24 protein-coding genes, 1 other RNA gene and 2 pseudogenes are annotated in these 23,061 nt (G+C 37.5%); 9 read left to right on the forward strand and 18 right to left on the reverse strand.

All coding sequences use genetic code 11. The annotated features are described in order from the left end of the window. Nucleotides 1-92, forward strand: a 92-nt coding sequence (locus tag LQ203_RS04685) for an IS3 family transposase (protein WP_230156708.1), incomplete at its 5' end; no start/stop codon positions are given. A gap of 58 nt (nucleotides 93-150) precedes the next feature. Here the strand turns inward: LQ203_RS04685 and LQ203_RS04690 are convergent. Beyond that, nucleotides 151-1,104 carry a DMT family transporter gene (locus LQ203_RS04690; protein WP_230156168.1) on the reverse strand — a complete coding sequence of 318 codons (954 nt, stop codon included), beginning with the start codon at nucleotides 1,102-1,104 and terminating at the stop codon, nucleotides 151-153. A gap of 315 nt (nucleotides 1,105-1,419) precedes the next feature. Here LQ203_RS04690 and LQ203_RS04695 point away from each other — a divergent pair, with 315 nt between their 5' ends. Then, nucleotides 1,420-1,821, forward strand: a complete 402-nt coding sequence (locus LQ203_RS04695; RefSeq protein ID WP_290370523.1) for a YnfA family protein — start codon at nucleotides 1,420-1,422, stop codon at nucleotides 1,819-1,821. Between the two features lie 641 nt (nucleotides 1,822-2,462). On the opposite strand, the gene LQ203_RS27430 is transcribed toward LQ203_RS04695, so the two are convergent. From LQ203_RS27430 to ssrS, 3 genes are all read right to left on the reverse strand, one after another. Beyond that, nucleotides 2,463-2,594 carry a hypothetical protein gene (locus tag LQ203_RS27430; RefSeq protein ID WP_290370524.1) on the reverse strand — a complete coding sequence of 44 codons (132 nt, stop codon included), beginning with the start codon at nucleotides 2,592-2,594 and terminating at the stop codon, nucleotides 2,463-2,465. Between the two features lie 373 nt (nucleotides 2,595-2,967). Then, nucleotides 2,968-4,335, reverse strand: coding sequence for an aromatic acid/H+ symport family MFS transporter (locus LQ203_RS04700; protein ID WP_230156171.1), 1,368 nt, complete (start codon nucleotides 4,333-4,335; stop codon nucleotides 2,968-2,970). A gap of 337 nt (nucleotides 4,336-4,672) precedes the next feature. Continuing rightward, nucleotides 4,673-4,860: non-coding RNA, 6S RNA (ssrS, locus tag LQ203_RS04705), on the reverse strand. Between the two features lie 319 nt (nucleotides 4,861-5,179). On the opposite strand from ssrS, the gene tatA reads away from it, so the two are divergent. Further along, on the forward strand, nucleotides 5,180-5,386 hold the full coding sequence (gene tatA / locus LQ203_RS04710) for a twin-arginine translocase TatA/TatE family subunit (protein WP_230156174.1): 207 nt from the start codon (nucleotides 5,180-5,182) through the stop codon (nucleotides 5,384-5,386). A gap of 322 nt (nucleotides 5,387-5,708) precedes the next feature. Here tatA and LQ203_RS04715 read toward each other — a convergent pair whose 3' ends face one another. Next, entirely contained in the window at nucleotides 5,709-7,007 is a 1,299-nt protein-coding gene (locus LQ203_RS04715) for a globin-coupled sensor protein (RefSeq protein ID WP_230156177.1), read from the reverse strand. 744 nt (nucleotides 7,008-7,751) lie between these two features. Between LQ203_RS04715 and LQ203_RS04720 the strand changes: the two genes are divergently transcribed. Continuing rightward, a complete protein-coding gene (locus tag LQ203_RS04720) occupies nucleotides 7,752-8,810 on the forward strand; it encodes a DUF3900 domain-containing protein (RefSeq protein WP_230156179.1) in 1,059 nt (352 codons plus the stop codon). A gap of 575 nt (nucleotides 8,811-9,385) precedes the next feature. Here LQ203_RS04720 and LQ203_RS04725 read toward each other — a convergent pair. Then, on the reverse strand, nucleotides 9,386-9,817 hold the full coding sequence (locus tag LQ203_RS04725) for a hypothetical protein (RefSeq protein ID WP_230156182.1): 432 nt from the start codon (nucleotides 9,815-9,817) through the stop codon (nucleotides 9,386-9,388). 286 nt (nucleotides 9,818-10,103) lie between these two features. Further along, nucleotides 10,104-10,355, reverse strand: a complete 252-nt coding sequence (locus tag LQ203_RS04730) for a hypothetical protein (protein WP_230156185.1) — start codon at nucleotides 10,353-10,355, stop codon at nucleotides 10,104-10,106. Nucleotides 10,356-10,498: 143 nt separating this feature from the next. On the opposite strand from LQ203_RS04730, the pseudogene LQ203_RS04735 reads away from it, so the two are divergent. Further along, nucleotides 10,499-10,793: pseudogene (locus tag LQ203_RS04735) on the forward strand (DUF3898 domain-containing protein); the annotation flags it as partial. A gap of 306 nt (nucleotides 10,794-11,099) precedes the next feature. On the opposite strand, the gene LQ203_RS04740 reads toward LQ203_RS04735, so the two are convergent. Continuing rightward, on the reverse strand, nucleotides 11,100-11,612 hold the full coding sequence (locus LQ203_RS04740) for a GNAT family N-acetyltransferase (protein ID WP_230156188.1): 513 nt from the start codon (nucleotides 11,610-11,612) through the stop codon (nucleotides 11,100-11,102). 689 nt (nucleotides 11,613-12,301) lie between these two features. Between LQ203_RS04740 and LQ203_RS04745 the strand changes: the two genes are divergently transcribed. Continuing rightward, nucleotides 12,302-13,216, forward strand: coding sequence for an iron-hydroxamate ABC transporter substrate-binding protein (locus LQ203_RS04745; RefSeq protein ID WP_230156190.1), 915 nt, complete (start codon nucleotides 12,302-12,304; stop codon nucleotides 13,214-13,216). A gap of 198 nt (nucleotides 13,217-13,414) precedes the next feature. On the opposite strand, the pseudogene LQ203_RS04750 reads toward LQ203_RS04745, so the two are convergent. The 3 genes and pseudogenes from LQ203_RS04750 to LQ203_RS04755 form a co-directional block, all read right to left on the reverse strand. Then, nucleotides 13,415-13,747 (reverse strand): annotated as a pseudogene (locus LQ203_RS04750) (tautomerase family protein); the annotation flags it as partial. 138 nt (nucleotides 13,748-13,885) lie between these two features. Further along, nucleotides 13,886-14,062 carry a 3-hydroxyacyl-CoA dehydrogenase NAD-binding domain-containing protein gene (locus LQ203_RS27645; RefSeq protein ID WP_356713889.1) on the reverse strand — a complete coding sequence of 59 codons (177 nt, stop codon included), beginning with the start codon at nucleotides 14,060-14,062 and terminating at the stop codon, nucleotides 13,886-13,888. 53 nt (nucleotides 14,063-14,115) lie between these two features. Beyond that, nucleotides 14,116-14,490 carry a hypothetical protein gene (locus LQ203_RS04755; RefSeq protein WP_230156192.1) on the reverse strand — a complete coding sequence of 125 codons (375 nt, stop codon included), beginning with the start codon at nucleotides 14,488-14,490 and terminating at the stop codon, nucleotides 14,116-14,118. Nucleotides 14,491-14,874: 384 nt separating this feature from the next. Between LQ203_RS04755 and LQ203_RS04760 the strand changes: the two genes are divergently transcribed. After that, a complete protein-coding gene (locus LQ203_RS04760) occupies nucleotides 14,875-15,606 on the forward strand; it encodes an IclR family transcriptional regulator (RefSeq protein ID WP_230156193.1) in 732 nt (243 codons plus the stop codon). Continuing rightward, complete coding sequence (locus LQ203_RS04765) at nucleotides 15,602-15,856, forward strand: DUF3898 domain-containing protein (RefSeq protein ID WP_290370536.1); 255 nt, start codon at nucleotides 15,602-15,604, stop codon at nucleotides 15,854-15,856. The genes LQ203_RS04760 and LQ203_RS04765 overlap by 5 nt, the downstream gene beginning before the upstream one ends. Nucleotides 15,857-16,087: 231 nt before the next feature. On the opposite strand, the gene LQ203_RS04770 is transcribed toward LQ203_RS04765, so the two are convergent. The 3 genes from LQ203_RS04770 to LQ203_RS04780 all read right to left on the reverse strand — a co-directional run bounded on the left by LQ203_RS04770 (nucleotide 16,088) and on the right by LQ203_RS04780 (nucleotide 18,703). Next, nucleotides 16,088-16,507: a hypothetical protein gene (locus LQ203_RS04770; RefSeq protein ID WP_230156195.1), complete on the reverse strand. Its 420-nt coding sequence runs from the start codon at nucleotides 16,505-16,507 to the stop codon at nucleotides 16,088-16,090. Between the two features lie 836 nt (nucleotides 16,508-17,343). Then, nucleotides 17,344-18,306 carry a peptidoglycan-binding protein gene (locus LQ203_RS04775; protein ID WP_230156197.1) on the reverse strand — a complete coding sequence of 321 codons (963 nt, stop codon included), beginning with the start codon at nucleotides 18,304-18,306 and terminating at the stop codon, nucleotides 17,344-17,346. Nucleotides 18,307-18,493: 187 nt separating this feature from the next. Beyond that, nucleotides 18,494-18,703 carry a hypothetical protein gene (locus tag LQ203_RS04780; protein WP_230156199.1) on the reverse strand — a complete coding sequence of 70 codons (210 nt, stop codon included), beginning with the start codon at nucleotides 18,701-18,703 and terminating at the stop codon, nucleotides 18,494-18,496. Between the two features lie 255 nt (nucleotides 18,704-18,958). On the opposite strand from LQ203_RS04780, the gene LQ203_RS04785 reads away from it, so the two are divergent. Then, on the forward strand, nucleotides 18,959-19,204 hold the full coding sequence (locus LQ203_RS04785; protein WP_230156202.1) for a hypothetical protein: 246 nt from the start codon (nucleotides 18,959-18,961) through the stop codon (nucleotides 19,202-19,204). 549 nt (nucleotides 19,205-19,753) lie between these two features. On the opposite strand, the gene LQ203_RS04790 is transcribed toward LQ203_RS04785, so the two are convergent. The 4 genes from LQ203_RS04790 to LQ203_RS04805 are packed head-to-tail and all read right to left on the reverse strand — an operon-like array spanning nucleotide 19,754 to nucleotide 22,911. Beyond that, nucleotides 19,754-20,248: an antitoxin YezG family protein gene (locus LQ203_RS04790; protein ID WP_230156204.1), complete on the reverse strand. Its 495-nt coding sequence runs from the start codon at nucleotides 20,246-20,248 to the stop codon at nucleotides 19,754-19,756. Continuing rightward, nucleotides 20,226-22,196 carry a T7SS effector LXG polymorphic toxin gene (locus LQ203_RS04795; protein WP_230156206.1) on the reverse strand — a complete coding sequence of 657 codons (1,971 nt, stop codon included), beginning with the start codon at nucleotides 22,194-22,196 and terminating at the stop codon, nucleotides 20,226-20,228. The genes LQ203_RS04790 and LQ203_RS04795 overlap by 23 nt, the downstream gene beginning before the upstream one ends. Continuing rightward, nucleotides 22,193-22,483, reverse strand: coding sequence for a YwqI/YxiC family protein (locus LQ203_RS04800; protein WP_230156208.1), 291 nt, complete (start codon nucleotides 22,481-22,483; stop codon nucleotides 22,193-22,195). Before LQ203_RS04800 ends, LQ203_RS04795 begins: the two co-directional genes overlap by 4 nt. Continuing rightward, on the reverse strand, nucleotides 22,483-22,911 hold the full coding sequence (locus tag LQ203_RS04805; protein WP_230156211.1) for a DUF5082 family protein: 429 nt from the start codon (nucleotides 22,909-22,911) through the stop codon (nucleotides 22,483-22,485). Before LQ203_RS04805 ends, LQ203_RS04800 begins: the two co-directional genes overlap by 1 nt. Nucleotides 22,912-23,061 lie beyond the last annotated feature (150 nt).

Genomic DNA, 23,061 nt, shown 5'->3' on the forward strand with positions numbered 1-23,061 from the left:
ATATCCATTACTACAATCATCAACGAATCAAGGTAAAATTAAAAGGCATGAGCCCGGTAGATTACCGGATTCATGCCCTCAAGGCTGCCTAATTAAATAAAGTGTCTAACTTTTTGGGTTCACTTCACCTCAAGGATGGACCTTTTTTATTCATTTCACACTTTGCTCCCCGTTATATTCAAGATTCACTTTTATGGAATGTTCTTTCTTCCGTCCAAAATAATTCGTGCCTACAACACCTAAAATGATTAGTATGGACCCGGCTATATCATAGATTGTTATCTGTTCATTAAGAATGAAAGCTCCCGCAGCAATCGTTACTACCGTAGAAAGATTTGCAAAAACACTCATTTGTGACGCTTTGATTTTTGATAAAATCGTATTCGATAATAACGATGTGACCAATGAAGCCAATATTCCCAAATACAATATGGAGCTGATGAATTCCGTGCTCGACAATGGTGAAAAGAATTCCAGCATCGTTCCTTGCTTTATATGGGAAACGAGTGCAGCCACATTAAAAATGACAAAGCCCGTTCCCATCATGAAAAAGGACATTTCACCTGGTGTATAGTCCTTGGCAAGTGAACGGGTCATTGTTGTATAACATGCGGTTGCGATACAGGAAAACAGGATCAGCACCATACCAAGCATGTCGGAAAAATTGATTGTGCTCCCTTTCACCACAAAAATAAAAATGACCCCCACCACCGACAAAACAATCGAAAGCTTTTGATATAAAGTTGTTTTCTCCTTCAAGAAATATCCAGCTATCATCAAGGTTAGAATCGGTGTGACGGCAGATAATATCCCTGCATCGGTTGATTGCGAGTACTTAAGTCCAAAAGTTTGAAAAGCAAAGAAAAGAGTTGGGAATAACAGTGAAAGCGGAACCAGGTTTTTAACTGACTCCCAGCTATAGTTCACCTTAATGACTTTTGCGGCGACAAGCAATGAAATGATGACGAAAGAAACGGTGAATCGAAACGCCAAAGTATCCAGCGGATCCGATTCAGCAATGGCCATTTTCGTAAATAAGAAAGATAGACCGACAATACTTGAATGAAGTATGGCCAACATGTATGCAAATGTTCGCGATTTCATGGATGCAACTCCTCAACTAGATTACTATAGTTTATTTTTAGGTATAATACCCTTTGCAACTGAATTGCAATCCAGGTTAGAGCTAAAAGATAATAATGCCTTAATCTTTTTAAAAGCTAAAATCTTAATAGATGAATATGCGGGCTATAGAGTCCCTTTGAAAGTCAAAATAACTCTCTTTTATAGAAGGATTATGCACATACTTTACCGGAGATGCCCCCATTTTTGAAAAAGGATTATATTTAAGACACTGCCAAGCATGATCATTTTCCGTTTCAATATGATAAAATTCAACCAGGAAGCGAGGATACATATATGTTAGTTACTACTGTAATTTTCCTTATGGCTGGTCTAGCCGAAATTGGCGGAGGTTACCTTATTTGGCTTTGGTTAAGAGAAGGAAAATCCATTTATCTAGGTTTAGCCGGAGGTTTCGGGTTGGTGTTATACGGCATCATCGCGACTTTCCAAACGTTCCCTACTTTTGGACGTGTATATGCTGCATATGGCGGGGTTTTCATTGTTTTATCAGTTTTATGGGGATGGGGCATCGATAAGAAAACCCCTGATTTAATGATTGGATTGGAGCTGCAATCTGTTTGGTCGGAGTGTCAGTCATTATATGGGGTCCTAGACACTAAAAAAAGGGCCTTATGCCCTTTAATTTCTTTTACCAGAATCCCAATTTGTTGTTTGGGCGTACTTCTCATTTCCTAGTATCTTCAGATTACCAAGTTCTCCATTGGATATTTTTCCATTCAACAAGGAAATCAGCTATTCGCGTATTTAAACATTTTCATACAGTGATTCAGCCTCGGTCTACATTATATCAATTTCTTTTCCTGCCTGATTAATGAACCAAATCGCCACTGCTGCAATGATGCATGGAATGGCAAAAGCTAAAAAATTGGCTTGCAATGACAACTTCATATCAAGCAGGACCCCACAGAAAGTGGGAGCGAGTATCCCGCCAATTTTGCCGACACCTGTAGAACGGATATCATTCGGATAATTCTGGTAAACATATGCATTCGTTACGATTTGTGTACCTGTTGTCGTACCTCCTGCAATGGCAATCAGAACATAAAAATGTCAACCGATAATGAATTATACATATATAGAACTAAATTCACTAGATTTCAACTTAATTTTTAGTATATTGCCAATAATCAAAGGCATCGGCCGCAATAATCCAACAAAAAAACTCTTATCATTGAGGGAAATGTCCTTTATACTATTCAAAATTTATGATAAGTAGCTACACTTACCAATATTTCATATTCTAAGTACTCAGTTATACATTTTTCAGCGCAAAAAAAAGCCCTCTTTTCAAAGAGGGCTTTTAACGATTATATGGATTAAGCTTCCAATGCTTCTTTCCTCTTTCTTTTCTTTGATTCAGTTATTAGATCAAAACCAAGGTAAAGGATAATGGCTCCGCCTAGCAATTTTATATATAACGGAATGTCCGCTATAAAGAAATAAATCATAGAGTATAAAACCCCTATAATGCATGACCAAAAAATAAAATGTTTTAAAATTTTCAAAGTAATGACTCCTCTCAAAAGGTGAGATTAATTTCTAGTTCGCTCCATTTCAAGGAGGAATTAATTTATCCGTAACCTCATTCTAACATTATTCATAATAAAATGGAGTGATACGAATACCGAAGATATGAACATTTAAGCAATTTTTCTCGTATATTTCATAATTGAAACTATTTTTTATTCAATCCGTTTGTAGTCAATTTTCGTAATTTCCGCTTAGAACGATAGGTTGATTGCCTCAGGAATGCCGTCTAAAACAAAGGTGCATGAAATGACAGCAAGGATAACCTTGCAAGACATTTCATGCATTTGATTTTTATAATACATTCACTTTATTGGACTCTACCCCTATTTCTTCATCTGTTTCCGCATGACCATTTTTATAATAAGCCATTTTCACTGGAACGAATGATAAAGCGATAGCGGCAATAAGACCTGGAATAGCGAAGGCAATGAAATTCAATTGGATGGGTAGCGCGATGGACAGTAAAAATCCACCAAGTATGGGTCCAAGCATACCGCCAATCCTTCCGATCCCAGATGCCACTCCTAGTGCCGTCGATCTAATGTTTGGTGGATAGTACTGTGATACATAAGCTTGGATAAGGTTTTGGGCGCCAATGGTACAGGCTCCCGCGATCGCCACCAACGTGTAAATCACGAAAGAACTTCCGCCCATTCCCAATAGTGTCAAGCTGACTGCCCCAAGCGCATACATCGGCACAAGCATTTTTTTAGATCCATATCGATCACATAGTTTAGCGATGATCAGCGTACCTACGATGGCTCCCCCTTGAAGAACGATCAAGAAACCTAAGCTTGAATTCAGGGCATACCCTGCCTCGATCATTAGCTTTGGAAGCCATGTATTCAAACCATATACCATCAATAGGCACATGAAAAAGGCAATCCAGAACATCAACGTGCTTAGAGCGCGGGAGTCCTTAAATAATCCAACCATCGGCATATTGGAATCCGTTTTTTTCACTTCTACAATTTCATCATTAATATCGAAGTTGCTATCCGGACTGACCTTGGATAATATTCCGATTAATTCCTCTTTGCTGTTAATTCTGACCAAATGCGTCGAAGCCTCTGGTAAACGTTTCATCATGAAGGGTAAAAATAATAATGGTATTCCTGCAAACCAAAATATTGACTCCCATCCTAATATCGGCATAAGCAGAATACCGAGTATCGGGGCAAGCATCCCCCCAAATGAATATCCACATAAAACGATCGAAACGACCATGCTCCGCATCGTTTTCGGTGCATAATCCGTCAATAACGCAATGACGTTCGGCATGATCCCCCCTAGCCCTAATCCCGCCAAAAATCGGAAAGTAGAAAACGTTGTGGGCGTATTCGCAAAGCCACATAATAGAGTAAATAAACTAAATAAAATCAGTGATATCGCAATAACGTTTTTTCTGCCAATCCGATCTGCTAAGGTACCAAAGAAAATCGCCCCGAACATCATTCCAAATAGACCGTAGCTGCCCATAGCACCCGCTTCCACAGAAGTAAGGTTCCACTCCTCCGTCAATACCGGGACGACCGTTCCGTAAACGACAAGGTCATAGCCATCGAAAAGGATAATTATGAAACACCATGCCAGCAACCCAAAATGAAAGCGGTTAAATTTACTGTTACTAATTACCTCGGTCGTGTTAATCCTAGCCATATAATTTTCTCCTCTCAAGGTGACTGTAGTAATTCCATCCAAATGATAGCGCTTACGAAAAATCCTAAAAAAATATAATCTAATCACCCTTTTTTATACAAATAGTGAACTAAGTTATCTAATTATTATTATAATAGGCAATTATCAGATATATCAATAAAAACTTTCAAAATTTTTTCATAAATCATAAAGCCTTACAATAACCCGTTTGAAAGATATACTGAATCCAGGATTATTACAAGGAATCATGATTTTCGATAACATCCTTATATATATCCATTTTCTTTGAAAAAACAAAAAACCAATTCCTTATCGGAATTGGTTTCTAATTCTAAATATGTAAGCCGCCATTGCCGTATTCAAGTAAGAAAGTTTTAAACCACCACTCCTCAAAGTGGGTGTTTGCAGAAAAAATCCTGTTGTCCAAGTCAGTGACGAGGCATAACATTCCTCTTTCAATGTAAAACTCCCTATTACAGCTTAAAGGTTAAAACTTAATTATCATTACGAACAACGCAGCTTGTATAGTTATAATACCTAACTTCCTTCAATCTTGCAAGTTTTTTTTCATGTTATTCTATATGCTTGTTAAGGAAAATAGTTGGATGCCCAATCTTTACATATGGCGAATCTCTCTATTAAATGGTTCAATCCAATCGTGTGGCTCTCTGCAAGTGCTCACTTTCTCTCCCTAAATCAATGTACAAAATTAGCTAGTAGAGATCCGCTTAAACCGAAGTATAATTTCAGCTGTTAAACCTTACAATAAATAGTAAATAACATTTGCAAATACTTGTCAGGAGTCTATAATATGAACTAACAGATTTGATTGGAGTGACTAGTTATGCTTTCAAACATTGGTTTTCCCGGTTTAATTTTAATCCTTCTTGTAGCTTTAATCGTTTTTGGACCGAATAAGCTACCACAAATCGGACGCGCAGTCGGCAACTCACTTAGGGAGTTTAAGGATGCAACCAAGGGAATAACAGAAGAAATTCAAGAGGAATTCAAGGATGACGTTCAAGCGGCAAGAAAAGAATCGATAAAATAAAGCATGAAAAAGACGCCTGCACGCAGCAGGCGTCTTTGATGCGTTTGAGGCATAGAACCGTCAGGCCACATCCCGACGTTTAGCTAAAAGCATGTTCTTCGACTTACACAAATTAGCTCATCGCTTTATTAATATAACATTTCCCCTTTGTAATTTCAAGAGAATTATTAAAATGGTTGATTTCGACATCACAACTCAAATTGCAAAGCGCTATTTAAAAAGAGCTTGGTTTTGTTCTAAAAACCTTTTTGAGGATTTTTCAACAAAATATTCTATCGAGTTGTTTAATAAAATATTAAATATCACGAAACCCCTTTCTACCCTACAAGTTCATCGTCGTTTGAGTCAGTTGATCCGAGGAAATGGCCACTTGATTGAACGCTTCGTTAATTTCATCGAATATATCATTCAGTTCTGTCATTTCTTTGGTGATATTTATATTCTGCTCTTTTACTGAAAGCATGGCATGTGCTATATCGGTAAAAAATATGCCCGTTTCTTTTCCTTGTTGCGTGCCTTTAGTAATCTCCCCGCTAACCACAGAGATTGATGAATTCATAACATTGGTAAAATGAGCAATGCCACTAACCAGTTTCACTACTTCTGAAACTGATTCCTTGGTATTTTCGGAAAGCTTTCTTACCTCTCCCGCAACAACCGCAAAGCCTTTACCATTTTCCCCTGCTCTCGCCGCTTCAATCGCTGCGTTCAATGCCAACAAATTAGTTTGATCTGCAATTGATGTGATAATCGTTACGATTCGCTCAATTTCCTTTGAGGTCTTGGCCAGCTGTTCCATATCCTTGGAAATGATCGTCATTTGCTCTTGCGTTTTAACCAATCTCTGCTCTAATCCTTGTAATAGCTTTACTCCTTCTATTGATTTTCCCTCTGCAACTATGGCAATCTCTGACCCCTTTTGAGTAAAGTCGTGAATTTCTACTACCTTATTCGCCATTAATTGAGTAGCTGAACTTGTTTCATGACTGATTGCTGCCAATTCTTCTGCATTATGATTCACCTGCAGTTTTATCGTTTCTTTTTCTTCTAAGTTTTTTTGACGAATCCTTTCATTTTCAAGCTCATACGCCTCTAAAACTATTTGCTGCTCTAAATTGAAAATTTTTGTGACGGCCAGAATGTGATTCTGATATTGCTCAATATCCTTTATATTGGAAATCACATAAATGATTATTGATTGCAGTAAATCTTGAAAAGCACTCATATACCATTTTGGCTGCAGTTCAATTCGCACATGTCCATGTGCGATAACGTAACGCTGTTTAATATACGCATCATTAATGTTTCCGCTAAACATTTCGAACATATGACGATGCAACGTCTTTTTCAACCTGTCAACGGAACTGTTATCTGATATGATTTTCATTAACGAGGATTCATTTTCTAGATTTTTATAAAAATTATCAACGATTTGGGTTAAATGTTCTTTTACTTTGTCTTGCAAAGAACGAATGATACATAAATCCCCAATCGTTAAATGGATCATATCGACTTGAAATAATACGCTCGGATAATCCATGATGTTTATCCCGACTTGTTCCTTAAATTGCATATAGTCTATTAAATCTATATTTTTTTTATTTCTCCATATACTTTTCATTATTGAAATGCCCTCCAATTTTTCTATCCATATATAATATTTCGACATACTACCTGTTAATCTTAATCTAATTTGATAAATTTCCCTCTAATGCAGATGATTTCACACAATTGTTTTGAACCAAATACGCTCAAACAAAAAACAACACTCCTGAGAGGTGTTGAATTCCGCTCCAGGCACTCGCTTTCCGCGGGCGGTCCGGGATGCGCCTGCGGGGTCTCCCTTGGACGCGCTTTTCCGCAGGAGTCTCGTACCTTCCGTTCCATCAACTTGTTTTAACATTTGGTAGAACCCTTTTTGTCTACAAACACAAACGGTCAAATTGTAAAAACCTAAAAAAACTGTAAACAAACTCAATTATTATCGAGTTTGTCCATAGTCTGAAACAACCCACACTTTAATAACGACCATTATGTTATTGATTCTAGTCGTTTATTTCGTACCTCTAGAGATCAATGAGTTAATTGTCATTACAATCAAATACGCAGGCCTTGACTATTCCATTTGATACTTTGGAATCTTTCCCATGCGTTCAATAGATCGATTTGGTGAGCTTTGAAAATTTCTAACACTATTTACAATGAATATTTATTTCTCTATCTTTATTTTCACGAAATAATAAACCAATATTTATCTAATCCTTCACACACCAATAGTTTGACGGAATCAAAGTACATCTCTATACTTATTAAGTCTTAAAAAAAGTACGGGAAATATGCTTAATAATTAGAGAAGGTGACATTCATGGATTTTACGATTGACTATCTGTCTTTTTATTTAATTCAAGTCGAAGGAAAAGGCGAACAGGCTGATAAGCGATTTAAACATTTTCAAACTCTAGATGCTGTAGAATACGAAGAAAGTCCTCTAAAGGATTTTTTGGATGGGGAATTGATGAAGATTTCCAAAAGAAAAGTGGACCGTCATCCAAAAACGGAACAAATACCGACGAAAATCGGTTCTTTTATTGTCGAAGGAGGACATGCACTTGATTCCAACCCTAATTACAATGTATTTAACCGTGTTCGCTATGCTAAATCGAAAGAAGAGTTCCAGCAGGAAAATGAACAATTCACAAGGTCTTATATTGACACAAGTGCCGTCCGTGGCGGTGTATTCCTCATTGCATCTGCAAAATTAACAAAGTATTTTGATGAGCCATTCGTATTCTTGTTAAAATGTGATTTCGAACCAAAGGTTGCTTCCATCTCGGATGAACGGACTTTGATCAGGCACGTTGAAATGGCGATAACCACAAAAAATATGAAATCGATTCAATACCCCTACATGCCCGAAGAAGGAATGGTCGAAGAAGCCGAACTGAAAATCCACCAGGCCTCACATGCCCGCTACTTCGAGGACTTCTTGAAATTCGTCGAATATGGTGAATCGATGCCTGAAATCATGAAAAACCAGGTCATCCACATGGTTCATGAACATGTATCCGCACAATTCGAAGAAAACAGTGACGAACTGCACAAATTCGAACAGGACCTGGAAATCTGGGAAACAAGCGATAAGCGTGAAATTCAAGAACGCCTTGAAACGCACCAGGTCGTCGAAGCCACAGCCCAGATTGTCGAGCATACACCTGAAGCCGAACTGCGAATGAAGCTTGGCAGTACGTCTGTCAAAGGACTTCTAGCCGATTTCGGCGAAAGCATTCATTTAGGGAAGATTAATGGGAAGTATGTATTGATGATAGAAGCCGATACGATACAGTTCGATAAAGGTGTTTCTCCTATTGAATTTCACAGGCCGGATGATTTGATGGAGATTGTGGAACGGATTAGTAGGAAGTAGATTGGTTTTGGAGAATTTTGAAGAGTTTTATATTGGCTTTTGTATGCTTTGTCAATGCTAGAAGTATTGAAATATATACGATTGCAAGGGTTTATGTGACCACATTTGTGACCACGAAATTAACGTTAAAAAGAGGGTTTGTGACCAAAAATGTGACCACGGTTGTGACCATAAAAAATAAAAAATCAAGGTCTTAGTGGTTTTGTTTTAAGGCTTCCATTTAATGAAATTATTATTTTTGCCGCTCAGCTTACAAAAAAGCAGAGTGGTTTTTCCTATTAAAGTTCTATACAAGCAAAATATAAAAATTCAAAAAAGGAAACGCTCAATAAAAGCATTTCCTTTTAATATTTATAGTGGAATAGTTTAAGAAGACCTACCTAGAGAATAAAATGCAGCTGGATAACAAAATCATTCTATCTATTTTTAAGCTCTCACTATCATATACTCTAAAACAGTTTTGGTTTTTCTTAAATCTGTATCGTTTAATCTATCAGCTGTTTTACTGCTCCCCAATCTTGGTTTGACTTCATCGTCAACCTTCGAAACTGTACTTTCATCACTTAAATCAAGTACTACTTTTGTATCAGGCTTCGGACTAGTATCGACAGTTTTCTCTTTTTTTGGTTTTTTTCTTCTTTTCTTCTCTCATTTTTTTCTTCCTCTGTCATCGATAACAAGTCAAATGCTCTATCCAAAGATGCATACTTTTGCTTCTTTGTTAAAATACCAAATACTTCTCCCTCTTTATACGACCCAGATTTGCTTTTTACATTAGCAGTAAAATAATCACAATCGGCTGAATGCTGTTCATGCCTCCAGTTCCTAAAATAGCCACGATTTAATTTACTATCATATACATAACTCATTTTTGCCTCACACCCTGTAAAAGCGCAATACAAATTCTCTCTGTACTTCTCCTCGTAATCTTTTGCTGACATAGATTCTACATTGACTTTCACTTCATTAGTATCAGAACGATAAATAACTTCATCAACACTTGCCACAAACCTCCACCTCCGAATTATTAAAGCTAATATAAGTTTTGATATGTACTACCGCTACATTCAATTTCATTTGAATCGACAAGTCTTGAATAAATTGATCAAAAGGTAATTTAATCGGATCAACACCAGCTAGAAATTCACTAAGATAATGTTCCGCTTCCTTCTTAACATTCATGTATTAGTAAAATTAATAAAACCACCAATCTTAATGACTGGTGGTTTTTGTGTATTTATAAAAAAGACAAAGTATTTTAAATCAAAAATACTTTGTCCCCCAATTAATATCCTAGAATAAACGGATGAACACGGCAACTCCGGTTAGCCCGAAGTCAAGGTTCAATACTTGTACAAATCTATTTCCAAGTAAACAACGTACAGCAGCTCTGTAGGAATCACCAGGATCTAAATTGTTAGCACAAGGAGCAGCACTTCCAATCACTGTAGCTTGTACAATTGTACGCTGAGCTAAAGGTATTATCGAAGCTCTTTCCCAAAGAATCGTAACTACATCAACAGATTTAGAACTAGAACCAGACATATAATTCACCTCTTTTCATTGTTAATATATTTAATGCAATTTCAGACAGCTTGGTTCATTCTTTTGTCATGCTACACAAAAAAAAGGCGATTTATTATCTGATTATTCAAGAAAAATTCTAGCAACTTATTCAAAAGGAAACGAGCGACAAAAGGGAAATCCAGGAACGCCTTGAACCCCCCCAAGTCGTCGAAGCCACAGCCCAGATTGTCGAACATACACCTGAAGCCGAGCTGCGAATGAAGCTTGGCCAGTACATCTATCAAAGGACTATTAGCCGATTTCGGGGATAGTATCCATTTAGGTAAGATTAATGGGAAGTATGTATTAATGATTGAATCCGATACAATAGAGTTCGATAAAGGTGTTTCTTCTATTGAATTTCACAGGCCGGATGATTTGATGGAGATTGTGGAGCGGATTAGTAGGAAGGTTTAAGGACTGGTGATGAATTGTGATCATTAAAACAGAGCCATTTAAGAGTATGTAATCGTTTGTATGATCAAAATTGTTATCATTTTATGCTCTTATGATTAAGGACACCTAATATATTAAATCAAAAAAGACAGTGAGATTATATTTTGCTTACTGTCTTTTCGTTTATGACTAAACATTATGTTATGAAACACATTCTTTCTTCATTGTCGTTTTCTCGCTTAGATGATTAACTCTTGGCATGTCATTCATTTGTTATTCTACAATCAAAAAACAATCACCTTATTATAAGGTGATTGTTTTTTGCCCCTATTCATTCGATAGATAAAGTCGATACGCCTTCACAATGATACCATCATCAGCAGGTTGGAAATCGAATTGCGGCAATCGTACAAAGCCCATACGTTCATACAATCGCATAGCCGTCTTCATAAAATCTGCGGTATGTAAGCCAATGTACTGTGAACCGTTTACTTTTGTTCGACGAATACATTCTTTAATTAATGCCTCTGCAACACCTTTGTGTCGTGCCTGTGGTGTGACTGCAAGCATTCTTATCTCAGGATAATCTAACATGTCAACAAGTCCTTTGTAGGCATCTGATTTCGCAGGAAACAAAGCAACACTACCTACCACTTCCCCATCTAAATCAGCAACTAGAAGTTCAACATCACTCTGTTCATCGGCAACTGACGATATAGATTTCTTCAGAGCATCCCAGTGCCCTTCAGGAATGCTTTGAGCATGTTCTTCATAGGCCTTCACTCTCTGTTCACGAATCATTTCTACTTCATAAAATAAAGCCTTACGAATTTTCACCATTTAATCCACCACTCCTCTTATTCAGCTACACCTTTAAAGTATACTCTCTTTGTTTATTAATCCAATAGAATATACATGCAAATTAGTCTAATAAGATCAAATTATAAAAATTCATATTTGTTCTATAAGATTTGCATAAAGAAAGAGTCAGTATCTAGTACGATTATGGTAGTTAAAAACAAAGCTAAAAAAGAGAGTTAATACAAAGTAATACTTTAGGAGTAAAACGTTTTCTTCCCTACTCAGATCCAAATATAATCCCAATTAAACGTAGCTTACCTTCATTGTTTTGCTCTTACTCTTGCTTCATTTGTCTTGGGCGTATACCTTAAATGTTGAACCCTTCTTTTGTGCCTTAATTTTCACTTTATAGTTTCCTCAACTATCCACTCATAATTTTGATTTTAAGCAATTGATCTGAAATAAAATTAAAAGAACACCGTTATAAACCACTGAAATTTGCCTACTTTATTCAACAAAAAGCCGAGGAATTATCCCTCGACTCTTTCGTTGAATTTTGAATAATCACCTTTATCCATATACCTACTTAAAAGTCCTTACTTCATATAGTTCACCAATCTAACGATAATCATTGACAATGATTATCATTACCATTAATATTTGAAGTAGTCATTGAAAATGACTATCATTATTAATTACATACTAAAATTAGCAAGGAGAAAATCAATATGAAAAAGCTATTCATTCCATTCCTACTCTTGTTCATACTTATTCTTAGTGCTTGTGGGAACAACGAGACAGGGAACGAAAATAATGCATCCAAGACTAAAAAAGAAACAGTTATGTATCAATCTGAAAATGGCCCAATTGAGATTCCTAAAAATCCAAAAAGAATAATTGCTCTCTCCAATGGACCTAATGTTTTGGCTTTAGAGGGTAATATCGTTGGCATTGATCAATGGACTAATATGAATCCCCTTTTTAAAGAAAGACTAAAGGGAGTGGAAGTCGTATCAGAAGATAACTTGGAGAAAATCATTGAACTGGAACCGGACCTAATCATAGCGGGATCTGAGATGAAAAATATTGATAAACTAAATGAAATTGCCCCTACTGTAGTATACACTTGGGGAAAATTAGATTATTTATCACAGCAAGTAGAAATCGGTAAACTCTTAAACAAAGAAAAGGAAGCAAAAGACTGGGTTAATGATTTCAAAGAGCGTGCAGAATCCGCAGGAGAAGCCATACGAGCAAAAATTGGTGAAGATGCAACCGTTTCTGTAATTGAAAATGATGCTAAGGAGTTTTATGTTTTTGGAAATAATTATGCACGGGGAACAGAAATATTGTATCAAGCAATGCATTTAAAAATGCCTGAAAAAGTAAAAGAAAAGGCACTTAAATCCGGCATTTATGTCCTCTCATCGGAAGTGCTTCCTGAGTATACTGGAGATTATATTATCTTTAGTAAAAATCCAGATGTTGTTAATTCGTTTGTGGAGACCGACACGTGGAAAAATATACCTGCAGTTAAGAACGATCGTATATTTGAAATAAATAGTAAAGCATCCACCTACAGTGATCCAATCACTCTAGAGTACCTTCTGGAATTTTTCGAAAAATCATTTCTTAACAATTAGTAAATAAAGAAGGAATTCTTATTAATAGAATTCCTTCTTTATTTACTATTTTTAATAGGGCTGTTTTCGTAAGGATTGATAGTATCGGTCCGTGTTAGTCCACGTTATTCGTGGGCTTTTTTTATTCGTCCTCCCTCACCCATCCATAACCTAGAACAACCGTTTCATTAACATACAAAGGATTTAAGAGAATTTCATTTATAATTTACCATTTAAAAATTGGGCTTCTCCTAGTCCAAAGCTCCAATCAGCATCCACATTGGTAACAATTGAAACCATAATATCCTTTGGTTCTATTCCACAATTTTCTCCCAACTCTTGAACCAAAACTTTATAAAAATTTTGCTTCTGATCTTCCCTTCTTTGCTTACTAGTTACACTTATTACTACTATGTTCTTACTTCTCTCAAAACCTAACCCGGTATCTTCAATTATTAATTCATGTACAGGATGCTGATGAACAATTTGATATCGATCTTTTTCGGGTACATCGAAAGCTTTAACAACTGCCCTGTGAGCAGCATCTAATAGATTTAAATATTTTCAGCCACCTTTTAATTACAAAATGTCAGAAGGCTTTATTTCAAACGCCTCTTTTTATACTTCTTGCACGATCCGCCCCTGCTCTTTTGTTTTACATTATTTGACTCCTCTATATCTTTCATCTCCTCAAACGATGAAGAAAAAGTCATTCTGCCAACATACATCATTTACTTCTTCATCAATTAATCCTCCTTTTCGTATTCTTCCATCCATATGATGTTGGAGCGACTCCTTTGTCTTTTTTAGATTTTCATCGTTTATATCATATACAACAACCGAATATCCCCTCATTGCACATATCATGGCGATTTGCGATACATTTGTTTCTTAGCCCATTACCGCTATTTTTGAGATTTTCAATTTGCATTCTCTCTCGCTTCTTTCTCTTGTTCCTCTTGAACTAGTAATCTTTTTAGTAACTTCCCCACTGTGTTCCGGGGTAATGAATCACGAATTTCAAACTCCTTTGGCACTTTGTAACGTGTTAGCTTAAGATAGCATTGATCTCTTAATCCGTCTAAATCGATTTGGCATCCATCTTTTGGAACAACATAAGCTTTTACGGTTTCTCCATTTTCTTGGTTTGGAATACCGACTACTGCTGCCTCTTTCACATCTGGATGCTCATATAGGACACCCTCAACTCCCTGAGGATAAATATTAAAGCCGCCAACAATAATCATTTCTTTTTTTCGTCCGACGATGTAAAAATAACCGTCTTCGTCCATCATGGCTAAATCACCAGTGTAAGCCGTCCATTTTGTAATGAGTTGTATGTTTCTTGCTCATTGTTCCAATAACCTTTCATTACTTGTGGACTTTTATTAATAATTCCCCAATGCACTTCGGTGGCAGTTTTTGTTTGTTATCATCGACGATAATACAACCAGTACCAGGCACCTGTATCCCGATACTTCCGACAGTTCATACTACATTTTAATAGAAGAATAAAGTGCACAACACTTCACTTTTCGTTGTCTTTTTGGAGCATCCCCTTTAATGATTGCAGGGACAAAGGAAACTAATCCATCTCAATAACTGGCCCATTTCCTTGCTATGATATAATATTTTTAATAATCATTTTATTATGGAATTTTACTTGGAGGATTTTATTTATGAACACGAAGATTTCGTCTACGGTGCAGCGCGCAATCAAAATTATCAATTTTTTAAATGAAACACCTGGTCCACAAGGAGTTAAAAATATCAGCGAAAACCTTAATATTTCTCCCCCTATCACCCATCGTCTGCTTACTACGTTGAAAATGGACGGTATGGTATTCCAAGATATAGAATCAAAAAAATACTCACTTGGTACGGTGTTTATTGATTATGCAAATAAAATAATGACCGATGTACCTTTTATCTCTATAATTGATCCGCAATTAATTAAATTAAGAGACGAAACTCAGGAAACGGTAGGCTTTTATATGTTAACGAGCATGATCAGGATGTGTGTAATTGAACATGTAAGTAATCAGGAAATAAGTAGAAGAGCAGGGGTGGGTAATAGGATTCCCCTACATCTTGGCTCAAGCGGACGTGTAATTTTGGCATTCCTTAGTGAAGGTTTACAAGCACAGGTATTAAGCATTCTTCCAGAGGAAGAAAGAAAAATACTTAAACAGAAACTGGAAACGATTGTAAATAACCGTTATTCAATAAATGAGGAAGAAATCACGAAGAACGTAGCTGCATTATCAGCACCTATATTCGGTGCAAAAGGGAAAGTCATTGGGGCTATTTCTATTTCAGGGCCAGTCTTTCGATGGAATAAAGAATCGATGGAACAACATATCTCTTTATTGTTAAAAACGACTGAAAGTATTTCAAAATCATTATATTAAAGTAAGATTACAGCATACCGATGGAGAATGTTATCAGCAAGCCGAACACCGTATGAAGCTTTGGAGTATGTCCGCCAAAGGACTCTTGGCAGATTTCGGCGATAGCAACCTTTCAGGGAAAATTCTCGGGAAGTATATATTGATGATTGAAGCCGATATGATCCACTTCGATAAAGGTGTTCCGCCGATGAAATTCGATAGGCTTAAAGATTTGATGGAGATCGTGGAGCGGATTAACAGAAAGGTTTGAAAGGAAATTAAAACGTGTATTTGAGCATTCTGTTACCAATAACAGTCATACAAAAGGTTTCTAGAGCATTCTTAACAGACAGAGGGAATAATAAAAGCATTCTCTCTGTCTGTTTGTACTACAAATCCAAATATTCTTTTGATGAAACTACATACCCTTGCTTTTAATAGTTAATAATTTTTTTTTTCATATTGTCTTCCTTCTTTCCAACTTTCGCCTTATTGGCCGAAGTTAGTAAGCTATGCGGGATACTTGCTTAAATTGATCCTTTGTGCACTGAATGAGGGTTTCATTCTCCTCGCCGTCTTCGTCGATCAAATAAATATACGCATTCGAAGTGTCTTTTTTCATTGCTCGGACAGCTACATCTGTGATTGCACCGACTGACCCTACAAGTGCTGTACTTAGAATTGTGTTGCTTTTAGTTTTAGCACCGTTACGATTTTGACTTTGTTCCCACTCAATCCGTGAAAGTGTGAAGTGCTTCTGTCCAAATGCCGTTGTGACCTTAACCTGGCCTGGCTCTCTACCCTTCATTATCGACATTTTATTAACGAGTTTTTTGCCTTCTACATGATCGGTTAATACGTGACCGCCTGCCAATACACCGACTGAAACCTGAGGTCTAAAAACCTGTTTCCAAAATCGCATAAAAGCACCGCCCCTTTTCCAATATATTATATTATATATACGCATCCGCCCACGAATTGGTTCATCTTGCCACGTTTGTATCCTTTACCCCCCTCACTCTCTTCGGCAAGGATGCTCCCGGATGAGCGCGCCGATATTAAGTCACCTCTGCTCACCGGCAATTAACACAAAAAAGGCCGCTGTCAAAACGATCAGCAGTCCGATATTAAAGTAGCCTAGTGCCCATGTTATATTAGATGACCGCGCGATTATTTAATCGAGTACGTGTGGTGTCATCGGTTATAAACATGAACTCCTTTTGCCTCACAATAGATTAGCATACCCCACTTAGTGTGGTTGCTCTATTGTCCGACTAAAAAAGAGCCCCATATAGGCTCTTAAAATAAAGTCTTAATTAATAATTTTATCCATCCAAAAAAAGATATCCATAACGGTATGCTCAAAGATGTACCAAACAAAAGACCTTTCAAGAAATTACCTTCGCGTTTACTCACCTTATTGAACACACCTTTCGGCTTCATATTCTTGAAATTATTATAAATGAAAGCGCTTCCTTTGTATATGAGTAGTTCGACACAGTATGTTGAATGCTCTTCAATGAAAAAGGAATCCGTTCATTTTATTGTTTGAAAGTCAAGATAAGAGGTGACTTCTTCCTTTTTAATAGGGTAGCAAGGATTTACAAATAGGGATATTAAATGAACAAGTTCATAGTGAAAAATAACCCATCCAAATCAATCTTTCTTAGGACCAACAAAAAAAGCCCCCTCTTAAATGATGGACCCTTTCAGTCATCTGAAATCATTTTGGCAATCTTGGTTCAACTCAATTTCATATCATCCGAATAGTTTTGCAAATGTATCTTCACCAGCAATACCATCGGCAGATAATCTTGCAGCCCGTTGGAATGCCTTCACCGCCGTTTCCGTTCCACTCCCAAAGATACCATCCATGCCATGTGGATTATACCCTTCCATATAAAGTACTGCTTGAAGGATATAGGTGATATTCCCTTTTGCCCCTTCCCTCACATTAGGTGAAGCCGCTTTTGTTTGAGGTCCCCATATTCCATCAACAATAAGCTTTGAACCATATTGCTTATTCAATTCGGTTTGGAAACCCTTTATCAGCGCTTTTTTAGTATTCTGACCATAATAACCATCCACATCTATTTTCACATTATAGCGGCTATTCAATGTCTTTTGAATGGACTTGATTGTTGGATTGCCACTGTCCTTAGGAGGTGTGTCTTTATCAATGACTTCCGATTCAACTTGTGTTACCGGTGGAGGGGTTGCATTCACTTTTGATATTAAAATAGGCTTTATTCCTGCTTTTAACTGAGAATAAGAAAGTCCGCCCGTCATATCCAAGTGCGGGTAATCTTTAAAATTTGACCAATCCCCGCCCCAAGTAAAGCCCAAGGATTTACCAATAGCCGCTGCCCTTCTCCATTTTGCATCAACTGTCCATATGGCATTCTTTCCATCATCACTGACTATGAAATAATCAATGGCTAGTCCATAGTTATGATAAGATTGACCTGGCATCGCGTTGGTCACGACCGGTTTCGATAAATCACTATAGTTTATTCCATTGTAGCTATAACCTAGGCGACCTTGACCATACAACTTAGCTTGCTCTTCCATAGAACGATAACCTGCACTGATTTGCACGAAAATTCCCTCTTGATATGCCCGTTTAACCATTTCCAATGCTGCTTCTTTAACGACTGGGTGTATCCCGCTCCCCATATTCTTTTCTGATCGATCCATTAAAGTTTCTAATTTAACTGTCAATATAATCACCTCCTAATATGTTATGGCACATATTAGGAAATGCTTGTACAACTACCTTGACGTTACAAAAAAACGCCCGAATTTCTTATTTTTCATATCATAAAATCCCTTTATATTTCAAATTTATGAAAATCTAAGTATGAGGTAAAAAAAAAAGCACGACCCTTAGGGAATGTGCTTTTTACTTTTATAGAGGTCTATTTTGATCTTCTTTCCCCTTACCAATAACTCTTATCAACTCATCCAGCTTTTCATTTCTTTCCTGATCTAATTTTGTCTTAGCATTAATGAATTTTATCACTTTAATGACAAAATAAATACTTAAAACAAGAAGTCCTAGATAAAACAAAATTGGTATGATTGCAAAAAGACCGATTAAACTACTGGCATGGTCCATGAAAATTTCTCCTAAAAGTAAAATATACTATTATTATACAGTAAAAACAGAATTAGAAGGAGAACTACACAAAAATCATCCACAGCTATCAGCACACGCCCATTCATTTAATTCTCTCCATTATATACTCTATAAAGAATCTTCTTTATTTATTACGTAAATCCGTAAAATTAACTCTATCTCAATCACTTAAGTTTTGCCTTCCAAACCTTGCCATCATATAATGGAGCTATTAAAGCTGAAGGGGGAATGCAAATGAACGAAGGAAGAGATCCATTTGTATCATCACTCGCTTCTCATTTAAATAAAAGGCTCACTCGTTTAGCAGAAGAAAGGGATATCAAATTAGAAAGATTGTTGGATAAATCCGTCGAATTGTTACTTGAATATATGGAAGATAACGAATTGATCAATGACCATGTTAAGTTAAACAATGTTGAAGCCATAAATAAAAATAATGAAATCATTCAGCAAAGTCGACAAATCCTTAATAAAGATTAGCTCAATAACACTCATCCATCTCGGTTGAGTGTTTTTTATGAATTATTATCCCTCTCACAATTTCGTAATGCGTACTAAATAAAAAAGGACAGTCACTAGGACTGCCCCTGTAGTGTAATGGCATACAGATTAATGATGATCCCTTTTTTTGCATTTTTTACATTTACAACGCTTTCCAGGGTACCATACTTTACTCGGGTCATTGTTCTCAAAACATTTTTCTACAAAACAACAATTTATCTCCATGCTAACACCCTCCTTACTATTGTATATGCAAGGTCTGATGGAAGGTGTGGACAAGTAGCTAAAATTTTCGACGTGAACGTAAGTTACTTCATTTTACGTGATTCTGGACAATTTCCCATGCTACTTTTTTCTAAGCCACTTTTTTGAAGTAAATCTAAATGAATTTAAGTCCTCATGACCTATTATCTGAAGAACTTGATATGACGTGAGATAATACATATTCATATTTCAACAATGAAAAGACAAAAGACCTTAACTTTACCGTTAAGGTCATACAAAAGAACATGCTTTTCTTATCCTCCATTATTCTTTCTTAAGGTATTCTTCTAAAATACTCTTATCATATTCAGATTCAGGTAAAAGGCCTAATCGACTATATTCCCAAATAACCCTTCTTTCGTGATCATCTGCATCTGAAAGATCTTCATAATCATAGTCAACCTTAAATTTACCGTTACTTTCTAAAATAAAAGTTAAATTGGTCCATTGTTCTTGATTATTATTTTTAAATTCATCTGATAATTCTTTTAAGGCCTTTATTAACCTCCGCCATGTATCTCTATACTCCCTTCTACTAATACTATGTAATTCAGGGATATCATGGCTATATATGAGTGTATCATTAATATTAGACTGATAGAAAAAGAACGCAGTCCCTGTCCCCTCAGTAATTTCTCCATACAAAATTACTTTACTCCATTCTTCTGGAATCATCTCATTTACAGTTTGAGCTATATTCTGATAATAATCATTTAGTTTTGATTCATTCAATTTTTTATCCCCCTGCTCTATTTTCAAATGTTCTTAACTCCCAACGACCATCGTCAATTTTATACTCTATGTCGAAACTTGTAGGTCGAGTTGAACTTCCCTCATACACAGGATAAATTTTCACTTCAACTGTTTTAGGAGGAATATTGTCTAAAGCTTTTGCCCAAGATATTTCGAGTTTTTTCCATTCTCCCATATTCAGGTTGGCATTCATAGGAACAAGGTTGTCTAGATGACCAGACCCTTTAAATATGCTAGCGATTAAGTGGCCCCCTTGATCATCTGGCAAGCGATCTTCCCTTCCAGCAATCCGCTGTGCATAATTGTTTCGTTTACCACTGCCTAAGTCGAGAGAACCTTCCACACTTGTTATCCGACCCTTTTCGTCTGTTTTATATAGATGACCACCAGGGGATGTATATTCAATATTGGGTTTTAAAACTTTCTTCATTCGCTCTCTTGTATAATGCTTTCCATACTCCACTTTTGTAATTTCAATGGATCCTTTTGCTAGCACTACTTTGCCTGTACCCTTACCACCATCACTCTTCACCGCAAACTTCTGTACAATATCCTTAATAGTCGTTTTATCAAAAGTCACATGCTTGAAGTTGTTTCCATACGCCGTGGCTAACTCTTCGACTCTGATACGAAGAGGTACTTCCACATTGCCGATTTGCCGGCCGAATACTTTTGCCTTCTGAACCTGCTTTTGCGCAAATTCCTTGCTGTAAGGGACGAACTTTGTACCACTCGCTACTTTATCTGCGATCTTGGCAGCACCTGCCACACCGCCGATTCCGAGTGCCATCAACAGGCCGTTTTGGCGCTGTTCCTCGGTTAGCTGGTTGCCGAACATGTCTTTGCCGGTGACCGCTTCGCCGAGGCCATTGGCTGCGAGGAGTCCGTAGATTCCGTATTCGGTTTTCTGGAGGAGGCTAAAGCCTTTTGTCGTTTTATAGGCATCGAGTGCGTGGTTCGCTGCGTTGAGTCCTTTGGCCGTTTTGTATAGGGCGCTGCCGCCTTTGATGGCCCTGCCGGCCCAGCCGACGACGGGGATGAATCCAGCGGCTGCCATGGCGCCGGCGGCGATTCGTTCGGCATCGGACAGCTTACGGCCCGTTACTGGATCGACTCCGGTTGAGGCCCTGATTGAATCATAATATCCCGTGAATTCCCCTGTAAAGGTTTTTGTGGTATCCCAGGCTTTTTCATACCATGGGCGGTTTTCAAGTTCTTCCATTTCGCGTTCGATTTTCCGGGCTTCGGCTTGTTCCTTTTTGAAGGTCTGATAGTCTTTCATCTGACCGGCGACTTCATCCTTCACTTGATAGACGTCACTATTCTTAAATGCCGATTGGTTGAACGTCATCGGCGAAACGTTGCCGTCCTGTTTGGTGGCATCAAGCAAGGCGCGGAATAAGCCAACGGCCACGTTTTCCTGCCCGACGGACACATCATATTCCTCGACCAATTGCCGGTCGACATTCTCGACCTTTGTCACGGTGTCATCCAGTCTCTGTCCGGCCAGCGTGATTTTTTCATTAAAGTCATTTTGGTTGAACATATCAAGAGGAAGGATATCGTCAATGCTGTTCAGGATCCTTTGAAGATCGCTCGCTTGTTCATCGACAAGCGACTTCGCTTGGTTAATGCCGGTCGAGACTTCGCCATCTAAAAAGGGAACCTCGACCACCGTATTTCCGGATAGATCCGCCTCTTCCAGGCTGGCCGGGATGCCTTCCAAAAAACTGATCTGGGTAGTGAAAAGTTCCATCCAGGCGTCCGCCACCTCGATTTGCGCTTCATAGAAGCTTTTGATGGCGGTGGCACCAGCCCCTTGAAACTCATTATCCAAGCCAACGATGCCCTGAAATTCCTTTTTCAGGGCTGCGACTTCTTTCTTTAATTCTTCATATTGCTTGGCACGCGACTTAGTTGCAGCCGTCAATGTCTTGGCTTCATATATTTTCATCGCGGCTGGTACCCATGTGAAGACGTATGGGCGATGGCTTCATCCTGATCTTTTAATAAGTCAATGTTGGCACGGGTATCTTCAACATTTTTCTGGACGATTTTGATATATTGCTCAAAGACCTTCTCCAGGTTCGTTTCCCGATCGATCCATTTCGAGGTGAATTCCAATTTATTGTTGCCAAGTTCGCCTGCCGGCAGATTTCCGAGCGTGACTGTACCAAGTGCCGTCTTCACCTGATCGACTTGCTTCGTTACGGCAGGATGATTCAGTTTGATTGTCGTCATTAAAACAACCGCCTTTTTAAATCTGATATTTTGCTTTCCAGCTGCTCAAATGCCTCTTCGCCTTTACTTAAAAGGTGGTCGGCTTCTTGGGCTATATTCCCCGCTATGCTCAGAAGCGTATTCTCGGCATTTAACTTTGTAATCATCGCTTCGATTTTCCATTGGTAATCGTCATAATCGTCATGAATGATACTGAACATCACATTATAGGCATCATGACGGGCTTCCTGAAAATGATCTGAGCGCTGCCCTGTCCAGCTGCCACCTAGCTCAGGGTCTTTTATTTTCCTGATCTCGTTAAGGCACATACTCTGTTCTCTTATAATATCGTTTTTCGCATCTACCAAACGTTCAATTTTCACATTTAAATCAGCTTTTTTACCGGAGATAGCAGAGTGTATATTACTCAATATATCTGCATATACCATGAAACTCACCTCAAAAACAGTATATTCCTACACTAACTGTCATATTTTTCTTATTTATCATTATAAGGATTATAGTCCGAGAGTTAAATAGGGAAAAATATGCTATTTTATCAGTTAAAAGAGAAGTTTGGCATACAAAAGTTTCATACA

The sequence above is a fragment of the Peribacillus sp. Bi96 genome, assembly GCF_918698115.1.
Taxonomy (GTDB): domain Bacteria; phylum Bacillota; class Bacilli; order Bacillales; family DSM-1321; genus Peribacillus.

Coding starts and splice junctions, on each gene's coding strand:
- LQ203_RS04690 (WP_230156168.1), bottom strand. CDS start 1,104: ATGAAATCGCGAACATTTGCATACATGTTGGCCATACTTCATTCAAGT.
- LQ203_RS04695 (WP_290370523.1), top strand. CDS start 1,420: ATGTTAGTTACTACTGTAATTTTCCTTATGGCTGGTCTAGCCGAAATT.
- LQ203_RS27430 (WP_290370524.1), bottom strand. CDS start 2,594: ATGATTTATTTCTTTATAGCGGACATTCCGTTATATATAAAATTGCTA.
- LQ203_RS04700 (WP_230156171.1), bottom strand. CDS start 4,335: ATGGCTAGGATTAACACGACCGAGGTAATTAGTAACAGTAAATTTAAC.
- tatA (WP_230156174.1), top strand. CDS start 5,180: ATGCTTTCAAACATTGGTTTTCCCGGTTTAATTTTAATCCTTCTTGTA.
- LQ203_RS04715 (WP_230156177.1), bottom strand. CDS start 7,007: ATGAAAAGTATATGGAGAAATAAAAAAAATATAGATTTAATAGACTAT.
- LQ203_RS04720 (WP_230156179.1), top strand. CDS start 7,752: ATGGATTTTACGATTGACTATCTGTCTTTTTATTTAATTCAAGTCGAA.
- LQ203_RS04730 (WP_230156185.1), bottom strand. CDS start 10,355: ATGTCTGGTTCTAGTTCTAAATCTGTTGATGTAGTTACGATTCTTTGG.
- LQ203_RS04740 (WP_230156188.1), bottom strand. CDS start 11,612: ATGGTGAAAATTCGTAAGGCTTTATTTTATGAAGTAGAAATGATTCGT.
- LQ203_RS04745 (WP_230156190.1), top strand. CDS start 12,302: ATGAAAAAGCTATTCATTCCATTCCTACTCTTGTTCATACTTATTCTT.
- LQ203_RS27645 (WP_356713889.1), bottom strand. CDS start 14,062: ATGATATGTGCAATGAGGGGATATTCGGTTGTTGTATATGATATAAAC.
- LQ203_RS04755 (WP_230156192.1), bottom strand. CDS start 14,490: ATGATGGACGAAGACGGTTATTTTTACATCGTCGGACGAAAAAAAGAA.
- LQ203_RS04760 (WP_230156193.1), top strand. CDS start 14,875: ATGAACACGAAGATTTCGTCTACGGTGCAGCGCGCAATCAAAATTATC.
- LQ203_RS04770 (WP_230156195.1), bottom strand. CDS start 16,507: ATGCGATTTTGGAAACAGGTTTTTAGACCTCAGGTTTCAGTCGGTGTA.
- LQ203_RS04780 (WP_230156199.1), bottom strand. CDS start 18,703: ATGGACCATGCCAGTAGTTTAATCGGTCTTTTTGCAATCATACCAATT.
- LQ203_RS04785 (WP_230156202.1), top strand. CDS start 18,959: ATGAACGAAGGAAGAGATCCATTTGTATCATCACTCGCTTCTCATTTA.
- LQ203_RS04795 (WP_230156206.1), bottom strand. CDS start 22,196: ATGAAAATATATGAAGCCAAGACATTGACGGCTGCAACTAAGTCGCGT.
- LQ203_RS04800 (WP_230156208.1), bottom strand. CDS start 22,483: ATGACGACAATCAAACTGAATCATCCTGCCGTAACGAAGCAAGTCGAT.
- LQ203_RS04805 (WP_230156211.1), bottom strand. CDS start 22,911: ATGGTATATGCAGATATATTGAGTAATATACACTCTGCTATCTCCGGT.